Source organism: Porphyrobacter sp. AAP60, from assembly GCF_001296025.1.
In the GTDB taxonomy this organism is placed as follows: Bacteria; Pseudomonadota; Alphaproteobacteria; order Sphingomonadales; family Sphingomonadaceae; genus Erythrobacter.
The window spans coordinates 518,404-533,738 of record NZ_LJHV01000008.1 but is presented as its reverse complement, the minus strand read 5'-3'; the positions used below and the strand labels follow the sequence as shown (position 1 = coordinate 533,738).

General features: G+C 64.0%; 15 protein-coding genes and 1 tRNA gene. 8 read left to right on the top strand and 8 right to left on the bottom strand.

What is annotated here, in order from left to right; translation table 11 throughout:
* Window positions 1–50 precede the first annotated feature (50 nt).
* Entirely contained in the window at window positions 51–533 is a 483-nt protein-coding gene (locus tag IP79_RS08460; RefSeq protein WP_054118775.1) for a Fur family transcriptional regulator, read from the top strand.
* Between the two features lie 112 nt (window positions 534–645).
* Window positions 646–2,574 carry a 1-deoxy-D-xylulose-5-phosphate synthase gene (gene dxs, locus IP79_RS08455; protein ID WP_054118774.1) on the top strand — a complete coding sequence of 643 codons (1,929 nt, stop codon included), beginning with the start codon at window positions 646–648 and terminating at the stop codon, window positions 2,572–2,574.
* Here the strand turns inward: dxs and IP79_RS08450 are convergent.
* On the bottom strand, window positions 2,571–3,491 hold the full coding sequence (locus IP79_RS08450; RefSeq protein WP_233994153.1) for a VacJ family lipoprotein: 921 nt from the start codon (window positions 3,489–3,491) through the stop codon (window positions 2,571–2,573). The genes dxs and IP79_RS08450 overlap by 4 nt on opposite strands.
* A 169-nt stretch (window positions 3,492–3,660) precedes the next feature.
* Between IP79_RS08450 and IP79_RS08445 the strand changes: the two genes are divergently transcribed.
* Window positions 3,661–4,458 carry a crotonase/enoyl-CoA hydratase family protein gene (locus IP79_RS08445; protein WP_054118772.1) on the top strand — a complete coding sequence of 266 codons (798 nt, stop codon included), beginning with the start codon at window positions 3,661–3,663 and terminating at the stop codon, window positions 4,456–4,458.
* Window positions 4,459–4,462: 4 nt separating this feature from the next.
* Window positions 4,463–5,257, top strand: coding sequence for an alpha/beta hydrolase (locus IP79_RS08440; RefSeq protein ID WP_054118771.1), 795 nt, complete (start codon window positions 4,463–4,465; stop codon window positions 5,255–5,257).
* On the opposite strand, the gene IP79_RS08435 is transcribed toward IP79_RS08440, so the two are convergent.
* The 5 genes from IP79_RS08435 to IP79_RS08415 form a co-directional block, all read right to left on the bottom strand.
* The gene (locus IP79_RS08435) at window positions 5,254–5,928 is read right to left on the bottom strand and encodes an NnrU family protein (RefSeq protein ID WP_054118770.1); all 675 of its coding nucleotides are present in this window, start codon (window positions 5,926–5,928) and stop codon (window positions 5,254–5,256) included. The genes IP79_RS08440 and IP79_RS08435 overlap by 4 nt on opposite strands.
* 29 nt (window positions 5,929–5,957) lie before the next feature.
* Window positions 5,958–6,470 carry an FKBP-type peptidyl-prolyl cis-trans isomerase gene (locus tag IP79_RS08430; RefSeq protein WP_054118769.1) on the bottom strand — a complete coding sequence of 171 codons (513 nt, stop codon included), beginning with the start codon at window positions 6,468–6,470 and terminating at the stop codon, window positions 5,958–5,960.
* Window positions 6,470–7,789 carry an amidohydrolase family protein gene (locus IP79_RS08425; protein ID WP_054118768.1) on the bottom strand — a complete coding sequence of 440 codons (1,320 nt, stop codon included), beginning with the start codon at window positions 7,787–7,789 and terminating at the stop codon, window positions 6,470–6,472. The genes IP79_RS08430 and IP79_RS08425 overlap by 1 nt, the downstream gene beginning before the upstream one ends.
* Complete coding sequence (locus IP79_RS08420) at window positions 7,786–9,207, bottom strand: amidohydrolase (protein ID WP_233994136.1); 1,422 nt, start codon at window positions 9,205–9,207, stop codon at window positions 7,786–7,788. Before IP79_RS08420 ends, IP79_RS08425 begins: the two co-directional genes overlap by 4 nt.
* Before the next feature lie 90 nt (window positions 9,208–9,297).
* Complete coding sequence (locus tag IP79_RS08415; protein WP_054118767.1) at window positions 9,298–10,863, bottom strand: peptide MFS transporter; 1,566 nt, start codon at window positions 10,861–10,863, stop codon at window positions 9,298–9,300.
* A gap of 172 nt (window positions 10,864–11,035) precedes the next feature.
* On the opposite strand from IP79_RS08415, the gene IP79_RS08410 reads away from it, so the two are divergent.
* Together IP79_RS08410 and IP79_RS08405 are read left to right on the top strand one after the other, a co-directional pair.
* The gene (locus IP79_RS08410; protein WP_054119025.1) at window positions 11,036–11,374 is read left to right on the top strand and encodes a GntR family transcriptional regulator; all 339 of its coding nucleotides are present in this window, start codon (window positions 11,036–11,038) and stop codon (window positions 11,372–11,374) included.
* A gap of 211 nt (window positions 11,375–11,585) precedes the next feature.
* A complete protein-coding gene (locus IP79_RS08405) occupies window positions 11,586–11,864 on the top strand; it encodes an integration host factor subunit beta (protein WP_054118766.1) in 279 nt (92 codons plus the stop codon).
* 258 nt (window positions 11,865–12,122) lie between these two features.
* On the opposite strand, the gene IP79_RS08400 is transcribed toward IP79_RS08405, so the two are convergent.
* Window positions 12,123–13,820, bottom strand: coding sequence for a cation:proton antiporter (locus IP79_RS08400; protein WP_233994135.1), 1,698 nt, complete (start codon window positions 13,818–13,820; stop codon window positions 12,123–12,125).
* A gap of 73 nt (window positions 13,821–13,893) precedes the next feature.
* Here IP79_RS08400 and IP79_RS08395 point away from each other — a divergent pair.
* A tRNA-Leu gene (locus IP79_RS08395) sits at window positions 13,894–13,975 on the top strand.
* Window positions 13,976–14,120: 145 nt separating this feature from the next.
* The gene (locus IP79_RS08390; protein ID WP_054118765.1) at window positions 14,121–14,762 is read left to right on the top strand and encodes a PilZ domain-containing protein; all 642 of its coding nucleotides are present in this window, start codon (window positions 14,121–14,123) and stop codon (window positions 14,760–14,762) included.
* 10 nt (window positions 14,763–14,772) lie between these two features.
* Here IP79_RS08390 and msrB read toward each other — a convergent pair whose 3' ends face one another.
* Window positions 14,773–15,270: a peptide-methionine (R)-S-oxide reductase MsrB gene (gene msrB, locus IP79_RS08385; protein ID WP_054119023.1), complete on the bottom strand. Its 498-nt coding sequence runs from the start codon at window positions 15,268–15,270 to the stop codon at window positions 14,773–14,775.
* Between the last annotated feature and the right edge of the window lie 65 nt (window positions 15,271–15,335).

The following is a 15,335-nucleotide window of genomic DNA, read 5'->3' as shown; positions in this document are numbered from 1 at the left end:
ACTATTTGCACGGCTTCACTTCCCCGTGCGCGCTGCTTATATCTGCCGCCATGCCACACTCAGCCCATCTGGCGGCGCACGGCCGCCCCCATCACGAACTCACCGGCGATGAGCTGGTGGCAGAGGCTTCGCGCGCGCTGATCGCGGCGGGCGAACAGTGGACAAGCATGCGCGAGGCGGTGTTTACCGAACTCGCCCGCCACGAACGCCCGGTTTCCGCCTATGACATAGCCGATAACCTTTCGGCATCGCGCGGCAAGCGGGTGGCGCCCAATTCGGTCTATCGCATCCTCGATGTGTTTGTGGCGAACAACCTTGCGATGCGGGTGGAAAGCGCCAACGCCTATCTCGCCAACACCCACCCCGGCTGCGCACATGACTGCATCTTTCTGGTGTGCGACGAATGCGGGGAAGCCGCCCATGTCGATGACGAGGCAGTCAGCCGCGCGGTGCGCGCCATTGCCAGCAACCGCAATTTCAAGGCAATGCGGCCGGTGCTGGAAATCCGCGGGCTGTGCAAGGCCTGCGCCTGAGAGGCGGCATATCGGCCTGCACAGGGGCAGCGACCCCCGGCGAAACCTCACATTTGATCTCGCGCAAGCCTTCAATCGACAGGCCGGATTTCCGTGTGTAAAGCTGGGCGCTATGACACAATCGCCTCACACGCCTCTGCTTGATCTGGTTGACACACCCAGCGATCTGCGCCGCCTTAAGCCCGAACAGCTCCGCCAACTCGCCGATGAACTGCGCACCGAAATGATCGATGCGGTCAGCACGTCAGGCGGCCACCTCGGCTCCGGCCTCGGCGTGGTCGAACTGACGGTTGCAATCCACTACGTGTTCAATACGCCGGATGACAAGCTGGTGTGGGACGTGGGGCACCAGTGCTATCCGCACAAGATCATTACTGGGCGGCGTGATCGCATCCGCACCCTGCGGCAGGGCGGGGGACTTTCGGGTTTCACCAAGCGCAGCGAGAGCGAATATGATCCGTTCGGCGCGGCGCATTCCTCTACCTCGATCAGCGCGGCGCTGGGTTTTGCCATCGCCAACAAGTTGCAGGGTAAGGCCGGGCGCGGCATCGCGGTGATCGGCGATGGCTCGATGAGCGCGGGCATGGCCTACGAGGCAATGAACAACGCCGCGCAGGCGGGCAATCGCCTCGTGGTGATCCTCAACGACAACGACATGTCGATTGCGCCGCCGGTCGGCGGGCTTTCGGCCTACCTTGCGCGCATGGTGTCGTCTTCCGAATATCTCGGCATCCGCAGCCTCGCCAGCCGCGTGATCCAAAAGATGAGCCGCCGGATGCACGACACCATCGGCAAGGCGGAAGAATTCACCCGCGGTCTGGTAACGGGCGGCACCCTCTTCGAGGAACTGGGTTTCTACTATGTCGGCCCGATTGACGGGCACAATCTCGATCACCTGCTGCCGGTGCTGGAAAATGTGCGCGATACTTCGGAAGGCCCGGTGCTGATCCATGTCGTCACCGAAAAGGGCAAGGGCTACGCGCCCGCCGAAAACAGCGCTGACAAGTATCACGGCGTGCCCAAGTTCAACGTCGTTACCGGCGAAAAGGCCAAGAGCGCGCCGAGTGCGCCTGCCTATCAGGATGTGTTCGGCCTGACGCTGGCCAAGCTGGCCGAAAGCGACAGCCGCATCTGCGCCATCACCGCCGCCATGCCTTCGGGCACCGGGGTGGACAAGTTCGCCAAGGCGCACCCCAGCCGCACCTTCGATGTCGGCATTGCCGAACAGCACGCGGTGACCTTTGCCGCTGGCCTTGCGGCGGAAGGCATGCGGCCCTTCGCGGCGATCTACTCCACCTTCCTCCAGCGCGCCTATGATCAGGTGGTGCATGATGTCTGCATCCAGAACCTGCCGGTGCGCTTCGCCATCGACCGTGCCGGTCTGGTCGGGGCCGATGGTGCGACGCACGCAGGCAGCTTCGACATCACCTATCTCGCTACGCTGCCCAACATGGTGGTGATGGCCGCCGCCGACGAGGCGGAACTGGTCCACATGACCTATACCGCCGCAGAGTATGACGATGGGCCGATCGCCTTCCGCTACCCGCGCGGCAACGGCACCGGCGTACCCATGCCCGAAGTTCCGGTGAAGCTGGAAATCGGCAAGGGCCGTGTGGTGCGTGAAGGCAGCAAGGTCGCGATCCTGTCACTCGGGTCGCGCCTGGCAGAAGCCTTGAAGGCCGCCGATGTGCTGGAGGCCAAGGGGCTTTCGACCACGGTCGCCGACATGCGCTTTGCCAAGCCCTTGGACGAAGACCTGATCGCCCGCCTGATGCGCGAGCATGAAGTGGTGGTGACGGTGGAGGAAGGGTCGATCGGCGGATTGGGCGCGCATGTGCTGACCTTCGCCAGCGACACCGGGCTGACCGATAACGGCCTCAAGGTGCGCACGCTGCGCCTGCCCGATACCTTCATCGATCACGACGATCCGATGAAGCAGTATGACGAGGCGGGCCTGAACGCGCCGCAGATCGTGGATACGGTGCTGAAGGCGCTGAAGCACAACAGCGCGGGGCTTCCGACCGAAGAAGCGCGGGCCTAACGGCTTTCGGGCACTGTTCCGGCGGCGATTTGCAACCGTTCGGGCAGCGAAAGGCGGCTGAGCGGGGGTATATCCTGCGCAGGAGCGGCTTCGTCAGCGTCTTCAGGCGCGTCCATCGGTTCGCCCTTCAGCGCCGCAATCTCGCGCCGCCGCCGTTCGAGATAGGTATCGCGCCGCATTCCGTAGGGATCGTCGGACGCCTCGATCTCCGCCAGTTCGGCATCGAACGCCAGCCGCTGGTCGAGCCCGTTGACCACGAAATAGGTCACCGCATATTCGGGCTTATTGAATGGCTTGCCCAGCGCAAATGGCAGCAGCGACTGATCGAGCGTGTTGCCGATAAAATCGCGCAAGCTGGTCGGCCCCGTCACCGGCAGAAACAGATAGGGGCCTGCCCCTACGCCATAATATCCGAAAGTGTCGGCAAAGCCGTTGCGGCGGTAAGGCAGCCCGATCCCCGGCTTTTCGGCGATATCGATCAGCCCGCCGATCCCCAGCGTCGAATTGATCGCCAGCCGCCCTAGCGTCTCGAACGCCTTGCCGACCTTGCCTTGCAGCAGATAATTGAGCGCATTGCTGGGCTCGCCAAGGTTGCGCACCACATTGCCCAAGCCATCGCGGATCGGTTCGGGCAGGCCATCGCGATAGGCATAGGCCAGCGGCTCGATCAGCACATTATCCATCGCCTGGGTAAGGCGGTAGCTTTCGGCATTGATCTGCTCGGCCGGATCACTGGCGGGCGGACCATAGCTGCCCTCGATGATGATTTCGTTGCCCTCTTCGCCCTCGGGCGGGCCTTCTTCCGGAAGAGTGCCTTGCACGCCAGCATCTTGCGGCGTGAGGCTCCACACCATCGGCGCGAGGGGAAGGGCATCAGCAGGGCCTGGCGGAGGCAGCGGCGAAGTGACGGACAGCACGGCGCTCAAAAGCGGAGGGGAGGCAGCAAGCAATGAAAGGGTCGGCAAAACGGTTCTCCGCGATCAAGCCCCCTATCAATAGCGGTCAGGTCAGGCTGTCAGCCTTGCCCTTGCCTTACCCCACCTATACGCAGCGTGAAGTCTTAATCGCAAATGTGCAAGGTTTCCCATGTCATTGATTGAAGTCACCCGCGAAGGCCCCGTCACCATCCTTACGCTGAACCGGGCGGAGAGCATGAACCCGCTCGGCGCGCCGGGCGACGGGGACGAGTTCGTGGCGGTCGCCAATGCGATCAACCGCGACATGGAATGCCGGGTGGTGATCCTGACCGGTGCGGGCCGGGCCTTCAGCGCGGGCGGCGATATCAAGGCGATGCGCGACAAGACCGGCACTTTCGGCGGCACCACGCCTGCCATTTCTGACGGTTACCGCGACAATATCCACCAGATGCTGCGTGCATTATATGGTCTGCGCGTCCCCGTGATCGCGGCGGTCAACGGCCCGGCAATCGGGCTGGGCTGCGATGTCGCCTGCCTTGCCGATATCCGCATCGCTTCCGAAGCCGCGAAGTTCGGCGTGACCTTCCTCAAACTCGGCATCATCCCCGGCGATGGCGGGACATGGATCCTCCCCCGCGTGATCGGGATGAGCCGCGCGGCAGAACTGTTCTACACCGGCGATGTGATCGACGCCGCCACCGCGAAAGACTGGGGCCTCGTCAGCCGCGTAGTTGCAGCAGACGCGCTGATGGTCGAAGCCCGCGCGCTGGCGGCGAAGATCGCCCTTCTGCCCCCGCACTCGCTGCGCCACACCAAGAACCTGCTGCGGCAAGGCCAGCAGACCAGTTACGACACCGCGCTGGAACTCGCCGCGAACACGCAGGCAATGATGCACACCACCGCCGATCATGCCGAAGGGGTGGCGGCATTGATCGAGAAGCGCGCCGCGGTGTTCACTGGCGAATAGGCGGGTGGCAAAACTCGCCCGGCGCCTGCTGATCGGGGCTGTGATCGCCTATCTCGCCATAGTGGCGGCGCTGTTTTTCGCGCAGCGCAGCCTGATCTATCCTGCGCCGCAGCAATTTCACGACCCCGCACCGGGCTTTGCAACGGCCACGCTGACCACGACAGACGACCTCGCCTTGCAGGCGCACTGGCGCGAGCCTGACGCGGGCAGGCCCACCATCGCCTATTTCCACGGCAACGGCGGATCACTGGCGCTGGCGGCGCAGGAAACGCAAGGGTATGCGGCGCGCGGATATGGCGTGCTGCTGGTGGAATATCGCGGATATGGCGGCAATCCGGGCGCGCCTTCGGAACAGGGCCTCTATCGGGACGGGCACGCGGCGATGGCATTCCTTGCCGCCCGGAACATCACGCCCGCGCAAACGATCATCGTCGGCCATTCGCTCGGCACCGGCACCGCGACCGAAATGGCACGCCAGGTTTCGCCCGCCGCGCTGATCCTGCTCGCGCCGTTTACTTCGGTGCCCGATGCCGCCGCCCACGCGATGCCTTTTGTGCCTGCCCGCTGGCTGGTGCGCGACCGGTTCGACAACCGGGCGAAACTGCCCGCGCTGGCTACACCAGTGCTGATTGTCCACGGCACGGCTGATTCCGTCGTGCCTTTTGACCTCGGCCAACAGCTGGCCGAAGCGACACCGGGCGCGACATTCCGCGCTGTTCCGGGGGCCGATCACATGATCTCGCTCGACCCCGCCGTTCAGGCCGCGCAATTGGCGTGGCTGTCAGCGCAGGGCCTTTAAAGCCAGCGCAGCACGCCCGCCGGAATCCCCGCCAGCCACAGGTGGAGCCAGCTGAAGCCCGCGAACAGCGCCAGTCCCACTATCAGCGGCACAGCGCCCACGCTGAAGAGCTTGCCCCAACGCGGCCAGTAACTGGTCTTGGCAGACCATTCGGCCCAGGCATCGCCCATCAGCGCCGCCTTCTTGCGATCCTGCATATGCGCGCCGACCAGCGCCAGAAAACCCATCGCCAGCGCAAGCACCAGCGTGCGGGTGCTCCACCACAGGACGATATGCGATAGTGCCCACAGGCCGATCCCCCACATCATCGGGTGGCGAGTGACAAGAAACACGCCGCCGGGTTCGGCCCGCGCCTGCGCTTCGGCCATGGGTGTCGGCAGCGCCGGATTGCCGATCAGCGATCCTGCCAGCAGGATCATTGCGGGCAGGGTCAACAAAGTGGCAATGATCCACCCGATTTCTCCCGAACCCGGCAAATCGGCAGGCGGGGCGGCCTTGAAGGCGAAATAGACCCACGCCAGCGTGGCAAAGCTGACCAGCGTATAGGCCGCCTGAAACCCGCCCGCGCCCAAGGCCTTCACCAGCGGCGCCCGCAAGGGGTGCGACATGGCGAAATGCGTGCCGACAAAGGCGATATTCGCCGCAACCAGAATCCATAAAGTTTCGTTCATGTCCCGCCCCTCCCCCGGGCTGGCCGAACCTAGTCTGCGATCCCGATCAGTTCCACCTTGAAAACCAGCGTCGCATTGCCCGGAATCGGCCCGCGCCCGACCGGGCCGTAAGCGAGGTCTGCGGGGATCGCGATTTCGATGGTCTCGCCCACGCCCATCTGCGGGATGGCGAGCTGCCACCCCCTCACCAGCCGCGAAAGCGGGAAGGTTGCAGGCTCGCCGCGCGCGTAGGAACTGTCGAACACCGTGCCATCAAGCAGGCGGCCTTCGTAATGGACGGTGACCTCGTCAGCGACGGTCGGCTTGCGGTCCGACGCACGATAGGTGAGCCAGCGCCAGCGCACCCCGCCATCGACGAAATGCCAGCCGTCTGCGGCGGTCAGGCCCAGCAGATAGATCTGCTGCTGCGCGTGCCACGCAGGGTCTTGCGCATTACCCTGGGCTGCATCGTCGCTCTCCCCGTCCTGCGCGAGAACGGGTGGAGCGGCAATCAGCAGCGCGCTGGCCAATGCGGCGGCAACCGCCCTGTTCGACACGCGCATTACCAGTCGTAAGCCTTGGGACGCGCGCTTTCATCGAGCGTCTTGTAACGATCGCGCAGGCGGGTCTGGTGGTTGGTGAGATCCTGTTCGACCCCGCCGATAAAGACCCGCGTCGGCACCGAACCGACTTCGAGCGGGTCGCCATCCCACATGACCACATCGCCCAGCGCGCCTGCCTTCAGCACGCCGGCCTTGCCGCCCATGCCGCTGATGTCAGCTGGGACGGAGCTGATGGCGGCAAAGGCCTTGCCCCAGTCCATCCCGGCAGCGCCCGGCACGCGGGTCAGCGCCACAAGGTTGCCCGCCACCTGCTGCAAGCGGCGCGGATCCTGCATGGTCGCAGCGTTGATCGCAACCTTGACGCCGGCCTGCGCAAGCCTTCCGGCATTGCTTTGGGTTGCACCGAGCTGTTCGAAGGTTTCGGGCAGGTCGATCAGACCGTTGGCGATCACCGGAACGCCCGCAGCGGCGATGTCATTCGCGACCAGCCATCCCTCGGTCGCGCCGACCAGCACCAGATCGAGCCGCGGAAACTCCGATTTCAGTGCCAGCACAGCGCGGATATCGGCCATGCGATCGGCGGCGACATACAGCTTCTGCTGCCCTGTCACCACCGGCACCAGCGCTTCGGCATCGAAGCGGCTGAGCAGCACGTCATCACCCTTGGCGATTTCGGTGGTCTGCGGAATGCCGCTTTTGCCGGACAGCGCCTGCGCCTCGCGCAGGGCAGAACGCAGCAGCACGTGGGCAGCAACGCGGCTGCCACCTGCCAGATCGGCCCCGCCTTCGCCCAGATTGATCATCTGGAAAGCGCGCGCCTGCATCACCGGGCGGCTGTCACCATCCAGATCGATGATCGCGCCCTGGCCTGCGAAGATCGAGCCCGAAGGCATCGTTGTGGTCGCGGCGCGGGTGATTCCGGCGGCGCGGTGGACGAGGATGTGCTGCGAGGTCGGGTTGATCGCTGTCGAAGCATCGAGCGAAGCGCTGAACGGCGATCCGCGCGCGGTGATATCGTTCGATTCGCCCACTGCCGACACATCGGCCAGACCAAGCGTGGTGACGGTCGCGAACAGGCCGGGTGTGACCCACGCGCCGCCCGCATCGATCACGATGTCGGTCTCGAAGCGCTGGCCGGGAGCAGGCTTGCCTGCAAACACCACCTTGCCATCATCGACGATGACCACTCCGCCTTCGATCGGGGCAGAACCGTCGCCGATCACGAGACGAGCATTGGCGATCACCACGTCCTGCGCAAAGGCAGGGTTGGCGGCGATGAGGGCTGTCGCGCATACCGCAAGTTGAAGGATCCGCTTCACTTCACATCTCCTTCACCGGGCTGGCCAAGCTCGAAATCGCTCACCGGCCTTGTCTTGGGGTTCATCGCATCGAACATCAGCGCGCCGTCGATCCAGACCTTTTCGGGCCGGGTATAAACGCTCAGCGGATCGCCGTTCCACAGTACCACATCGGCCATCTTGCCGACCTCGAGGCTGCCGGTCATGTCCTCGATCCCCATCGCCTTGGCAGCGTTGTAGGTGATCCACTGGATCACGGTCGCATCGGGGATGTCGATGCCGAGGCGAAGGCCCGCCTTCTGCGCCTTGCGCGCTTCCTGATTGAGGCGCTGGATATCGTTCGCGTCATCCGAATGGATCACCACGCAGGCACCTTCACGTTGCAGGAAGGCGGCGTTTTCCAGAATGCCGTCATAGCTTTCCATCTTGAAGCCGTACCAATCGGCCCAGATCGCGCTGCACACGTCGTTTTCGCGCAGCAGATCGCCGATCTTGTAGGCTTCGACCGCGTGATGGAAGGCGCTGACCTTGTAGCCCATCTCCTTGGCCATATCGAGCACCAGCGCCATTTCATCGGCGCGGTAGCAGTGGTTGTGGATCAGGATTTCGCCCTTCAGCACGCCGACCAGCGTTTCCTTGCCGAGATCGCGCTTCGCCTTGTCGTTGTTGGCGTAATCGATCGCGTCGAGCCATGTTTCACGGTTGACGGCAAAATTGCCCATCCGCGTCGAAGGCATCCGCCCGCGCCCGCCATAAACCCGCTTGGGGTTTTCACCGCAGGCCATCTTCATGCCGTAAGGCGCGCCGGGAAACTTCATCTGCTGCACGGTGCGGCCGGGCACGTTCTTGAGCGTGACCGAGCGTCCGCCCATCAGGTTGGCCGATCCGGGCAGGATCTGCAGTGCCGTGATCCCGCCATTGGCCATGGCGCGGCTGAAACCGGGGTCTTGCGGCCAGACCGAATGCTCAGCCCAAACCTCGGGCGTGGTGGGCGAGGTCGCCTCATTCCCGTCCGAGTGTGCCTGCACGCCGGGCGAAGGGTAATCGCCAAGGTGCGAGTGAATGTCGATGATGCCGGGGGTGACGAACTTGCCGGTGCCATCGAACACCGCGATATCAGCGGGGATCGGGGTGTCAGGCCCGCCCACCGAAGTAATCTTGCCGCCCGACATGAAAACCACGCCGTTTTCGATCCTGCCGCCCTTGCCATCATAGATGGTCGCGCCGCGGATCGCGGTGGCGATGTTGGGGTAGGCTTTGTAGGTCGAGGGGAAGACGCCTTCGCTTTCGCTCCTGGCGGCGAAGGTCTTGGCCTTGCTGTCAGAGGCGCTGGCGGTATCGCCCGCCGTGCCAGTGGTGGCGCAGGCCGAGAGCGCAAAAGCACTGGCCAAAGTGGCAAGCGCGCCCATGCGCGCCCGCAGCGTGTATTCTGAAAGCATCGATAGCCCCTTCGGATTTCCGTGCCGCAAGGTGTGACGGGAAATCCGAAGGGTGTCTATACGTTTGGACGATACGAGTGTCCGCTTGGTCTATTCCGCCGGACGGGTGGCCGGACGGATACCCGCAGCCTGCGGCTCGGCCAGTTCGGCATCGCCCGCAAGATCATCATCCTTTAGCGTATCGAGATGCATCAGCTTCTTGATCAGCGGGCTGATCACCAGCACACCTACGCCAACCGCAACCGCAATCCAGCCGATCTGGTTGTAGACATCCAGCACCACCTGCTTGCCCGCGCCTTCGCCCGAAGCCCGCTCGGAACCCGTGGCCGCAGCAATCAGACCCGCCACGAAGTTGCCGGTGGCCGATGCAAAGAACCAGCTCCCCATGATCAGCGATGCCATGTGCGCGGGCGCAAGACGGTTCATCGCAGAAAGTCCGACCGGCGACAGGCACAGCTCGCCGGTGGTGTGCAGCAGATAGATCAGGAAGATGAACAGCACCGGGGTAAGGTTCCCGCTTGCCGCACCTGCCACCAGCACCAGGAAGCCGGCACCCAGCTGCATCAGCGCCAACCCGAACTTGGCCGGTGCCGACGGTTCCAGACCCCGGCGGCCCAGCCATGTCCACGCCGCCGCGAACAGAGGTGCGAGCAGCACGATATAGGCCGCATTGACCGACTGGAACACCGATGCAGGAACTTCGAAACCGAAGATCGAGCGATCGACATGGCGATCGGTGTAAAGGTTGAGCGAAGAACCGGCCTGTTCGAACAGCGCCCAGAACAGGATCGAGCCGATGATCAGGAACATCGCCGCGAAGATCCGGTCACGGTCATGCGGTTCGAGTTTCACCACGGCGGTGAACAGCACATAGGCCAGCAGCGCCACACCCGCGATGCCGAGGAAGGTGCCGACCACCGACTGGTTCTGCACCATCCACCAGCACACGCCGACAGCCAGGACGCCGATGGCGTAGAGGCCCCATTCCATGCCCTTGCTCAGCGGCGCAGGTGCTTCGCCTCGTCCCAGCAGCAGCGGCTTGAACACCACGAACACCAGCAGGCCGAGCAACATCCCGAAACCCGCTGCGCCAAAGCCATAGGCCCAGCCATAGGTCTCACCCAGATAGCCGCACAGCAGCGAACCGAGGAACGCACCGAGGTTAATGCCCATGTAGAAGATCGTGTAAGCCCCGTCGCGGCGCACATCGGTGCGCGGGTAAAGCTGGCCGACGATCACCGAGATGTTCGCCTTGAGGAAGCCAGAACCCACAATGATGAAAGCCAGCGCCAACCAGAAAACATTCAAGGCCGAGGCATCCTGCCCCCCGCTGCCTTCAAAGCCCATCAGGAAGTGGCCGAAGGTGAGCAGCACCGCACCGAAGGTTACGGCCTTTCTCTGCCCCAGATACCTGTCAGCCAGATAGCCGCCCAGAACCGGCGTGATATAGACCAGCGCAGTGTAGGCGCCGTAGATGACCCCCGCCTCACCATCGGAAAACAGCCAATGCTTGGTCAGGTAGAAGATCAGTAGCGCGCGCATCCCGTAATAGGAAAAGCGCTCCCACATCTCGGCGAAAAACAGGACGAACAGTCCCTTGGGGTGGCCGAGGAAAGTCCCGGCGCTGTCCCCGTGCGGAAGCTCAGCAGTAGCCATGTAAGCAGATATCCCTTCTGCGCGCCCCTCGGACGCGATCCCATGGGGGGGCAACCTAGCGCCTCAATCGGTCATGTGAAGCTTTTGTTGCGAGTGAAACCATGTCTCCCTCACCTTGACCGCATGGCTGTATTATGGCACTGATGCACCTCGCAAGGGACACCTGATTGCCATGAACCCCAACCGGCCCGTCTATCTCAAGCTGCGCGACCAGATTGCCGCTGCGATTATCGCGGGCGATTATCCCGAAGGCGCGATGCTGCCTTCGGTGCGGGCGCTGGCGGCAGAGCAGGGCGCGAACCCGCTGACCGTGGCGAAAGCCTATCAGCAATTCCAGAATGATGGCTTGGTCGAAGTGCAGCGCGGGGTTGGCATGTATGTCGTGCGCGGCGCAGCGGAACGGTTGCGCAGCACCGAACGCGAGGCCTTCCTGCGCGAAGAATGGCCCGAAATCCGGCAGCGGATGCAGCGCCTCGGTCTCAGCCCGGCGGATCTTGCCCTGACCTCGTAACAGGCCACGTTACTGACATTACTGAAGGTTGCTTGCTTTCCCGTTTTATGACAGTCTGTTCATGTTGGTGCATGACGGGATTGCATTATCCCCCGCGCCGCGACTAATGGGGGCGTCTCACGGGTCGGAGGCAAGTTGAGGAAACAACGGGGCAACCCGCATAGCGGTGTGATATGGCGGCTCGACCGACCATGGGCATCGGGAGATCACTATGATCAGATCCGAATTGTTGCAGGAATTGCATAAAGACAATCCCGAACTGCGCGCAGATGAAATCGAGCAGGTCGTGGATATCTTCTTCGATGAAATCGCCCAGCGACTGGCCGAGGGGGGCCGGGTGGAACTGCGCGGCTTCGGCGCGTTTTCGACGCGTGACCGCGAAGCCCGCAGTGGGCGCAATCCGCGCACCGGCGAAACGGTGGACGTGCCTTCCAAGCGCGTGCCCTATTTCAAGGCCGGCAAGGAAATCCGCGAGCGGTTGAACAAATAGGCGCGGCGTCCGGGTTGCGAAGGCGCCTCCGCGCCTTCGTCCTCGGTGCTATTCCTTCGCTACGCTACGGGCACCTGCGGCTCGCGCGCGTGCGCTCGCGGTCGCTGCGCGACCGAGCCACTGCTCGCACTCTCCGCCGGCGTTTGCCGCTGTTCGGGCCCGCAGGGGCCGCAAGGCCGACCGGCCGCCCGCAGCGACGCGACCTTCAGGTCGCATCAGCGAGGAATTCGCATCGCGGAGGCGATGGGGAATAAAAAGCTACGCCGCCCGCGGCATCGCCTTGTCATGCGCGAGGCCCGGCACGGGCAGATCGCGTGTCCGCTCCAACGCGGTGAACACCAGTTCGATCAAGCGCTCGGCCCCGCCGCTCTGGCTCATATCGACCGGCACCATGCCGAGCGCGCCGAACTCTTCGATCGCTTCTGCATCGGGGACAGCAATCACCCGCGTCACATCGGGCAGGCGTTCGCGCGCCAGCGGCGTCACATCGCGCGATGCCTGCACCTGCCCTGTGGCAATCACCAGCACCTCGCGCCGCTCCATCCCGATCGCGTCCCAGCTGCGCGGATCGGCAGGGTTGGCACGGTGGACGTGATATCCATCGGCCAGCGCGGTCTGGAACCGGTCGTGATCCGGCTCCAGCGCGAGATAGCCGATGTCGTTATACTCCAGCGCATCGGCCAATGCGCGGCCTGCCGCTGTCATGCCGATGATCAGCACCGGCGCATCATCGCCCGCCAGCTTTGTATCGGGCGGGCCCTGCCGCAGCCGTCCGGCCAGCTTGCGCCCGATGTTCGATATCAGCGGAGTTACCGCAAGGCTGATCGCGATCGCGGTGACCAGCGCGGATACCAGCCGCGGCTCGGCCAGCCCGGCCACGGCGGGCAACGCCAGCAGCACCAGCGTGAATTCGCTCCCCTGCCCCAGCAGAAATCCGAGCTGGATCGATCCCGGCACCGACCAGCGATTGACCAGCCCGGCAGCGACATTGGCAGCGCATTTCAGCACGATCATCCCCAGCGCCACGCCCAGCACCAGCGCCCAGTCACGCACCAGCAGCGCCGGATCGATACTGAGCCCGACCGAGATGAAAAAGAAGCTGAGGAACAGGCCGCGAAAGGCGTCAATCTCGGTCTGCACCAGAATGCGATAGCGCGAATCGGCCACCGCCATCCCGCCAAGAAACGCGCCCAGCGTCAGCGAAAGGCCCGCCATGCCGGTCGCCCAGCCTGCCGCAAGGGCAATGAACAGCGCGGTGGCGGTATAGACCTCGGTGGTGCCGGCGCGAGCGATCAGACCGAACAGAGGCTCGGTCAGGTAGCGTGCAAACAGTACCGCAATCCCGAAAGCAACCAGCGCCTTGATCCCCGCCAGCCCCAGCGCCGGTGCCAGATCGCCCCCGCTCGCCAGCGCGCCTGCGGTGACCAGCAGCAGGATTGCGGCGATATCCTGGAAGATCAGGATCGACTGCGCAGCGCGGCCGACCGGGCAATCTTCCTGCCCGCGTTCGCGCACCAGCCCGATCACCACGGCGGTGGACGACAGGCCAAGCCCGAACCCGACGATCACAGCAAAGGTGATCGACAATCCGAACGCGGCAAGCACGGCGGTAAACGCGCTGCCCGCCACCAGCATCTGCAAGGCGCCAAAGCCGAAAATATTCCCCGCCTCGGCGCGAATCCGCCCAAGCGAGAAATGCAGGCCGAGGTTGAACAGCAGAAACATCACGCCCGCTTCGGCCATCGCGGCCACCACCGAACCGCTGAAACCATCCGCCATGCCAAGGCTGGCAAGCCCGAGGCCCAGCCCGAGATAGCCGACAATCGGGTTCAGCCGCAGCGCTCGGCTGGCCAGCGCCGCACCGATTCCCAGCCCCAGCAGCGTGATTGCCGGCTGGATTGTCTCCACCACATCGCCCGCCATGCCGGTTTCCTTGCTGCCTTGCGCCTTGGCCATTGAAATGGGCGATGGCGATGCGGCTGGCAAGCTCTGGCGCTTTGCCTGCAACTTGTGGCAAGGGCGCAAACATGCGGGCGTGGCGGAATGGTAGACGCCGGGGACTTAAAATCCCCTGAGCTTTGCTCGTGCGGGTTCGAGTCCCGCCGCCCGTACATTGGCTGCCGGTTGCGCCCCCACTCTACCCCAAGTCGCCATTATCCGCGCATTAACGCCTTGTATCTAAGCCTTGGGGTTAATCAGGCAGAACCCTTGTTCCGCAGGTGTGGGCCTGCGGTGCCGGGTTGGGATCTTAACCGCATGGAAATCGCTGCAAGCACCCAGAAGCTGCATAACGGTCCCGAAGCCGGGGACGCTGAACTGCGCGCCGCGCCGCGGTTCACCCTGCTGATCCGCGCTGCCAAGCTGGCGTCGGCACAGGGCGAATTTGTCTGCGTTATCCGCGATGTATCGGAAACCGGGGTCAGCGTGCGGCTGTTCCATGCCTTGCCCGCTTGCCCGAGGTTCGAACTGCACATGCCCGGCGGCGCATTCTATAACGTGATCCCGGTGTGGCAGCGCGATAACGAGGCGGGCTTTCGCTTCGCTCGCCCGGTCGAAGTGCCGCAGCTGATCAACGAATCGGGTGAATATCCCAAGCGCGGCCTGCGCCTGGGCCTGTGTTTCCCGATCTCGATCACCGCTCTGGCAGGGCGGTTCGAAGGTGTGGTGGAAAACATGTCACAACAGGGCGCGCGGATTGTGAGCCAGGCGCAGCTCGCAATCGACCAGACCGTGCGGATCGAAGCGCCCGGCATCGGCAACGAAATGCGCGAAGTGCGCGCCAAGGTGCGCTGGCGGCGCGATTCGCACTATGGCGTCGTGTTCGATGACACCTTCACGCTGGGCGATTTTGCACGACTGGCCGCCCGGCTTCAGGCGCCCGCACTGCTGGGCGAATAAGCTGGCCGCGTCAGGCGGGGATGAATTTCATCGCAATGCCGTTGATGCAGTGGCGCTTGCCGGTGGGCTTGGGGCCGTCGGCGAAAATGTGCCCGAGATGCCCGCCGCAATCGGCGCAATGCACTTCGGTGCGGGCATAGCCGATCTTGTAATCGGTGCTGGTGCCGACAGCGCCCTTGTCAATCGGTTGCCAGAAACTGGGCCAGCCGGTGCCGCTGTCATACTTGTGCGCCGAGGCATAGACCGGGTTGGCGCAGCCTGCGCACACGAAGGTGCCCTTGCGCTTTTCCTTGTCGAGCGGGGATGTGAAGGCACGTTCGGTCCCTTCCTCGCGCAGCACATAGAACTGGTCTTTGGTCAGAACCTTGCGCCACTGGGCTTCGGTCTTGCCCTTGGGAAAGGTCTTGGCCTCGGCCGGATCGGCCCCGCACGAGGCGAGCAGCGGCAGGGCCACACCTATTCCGGCAGCGGCCAGCACGGTACGGCGGTGGATCAGGGGCAGGCGCATCGGCAAATCTCCGTTGTCGTTGTTCCAGATACGTCCGAAACCCCCCGGAAGTTTCACGCGCGCCC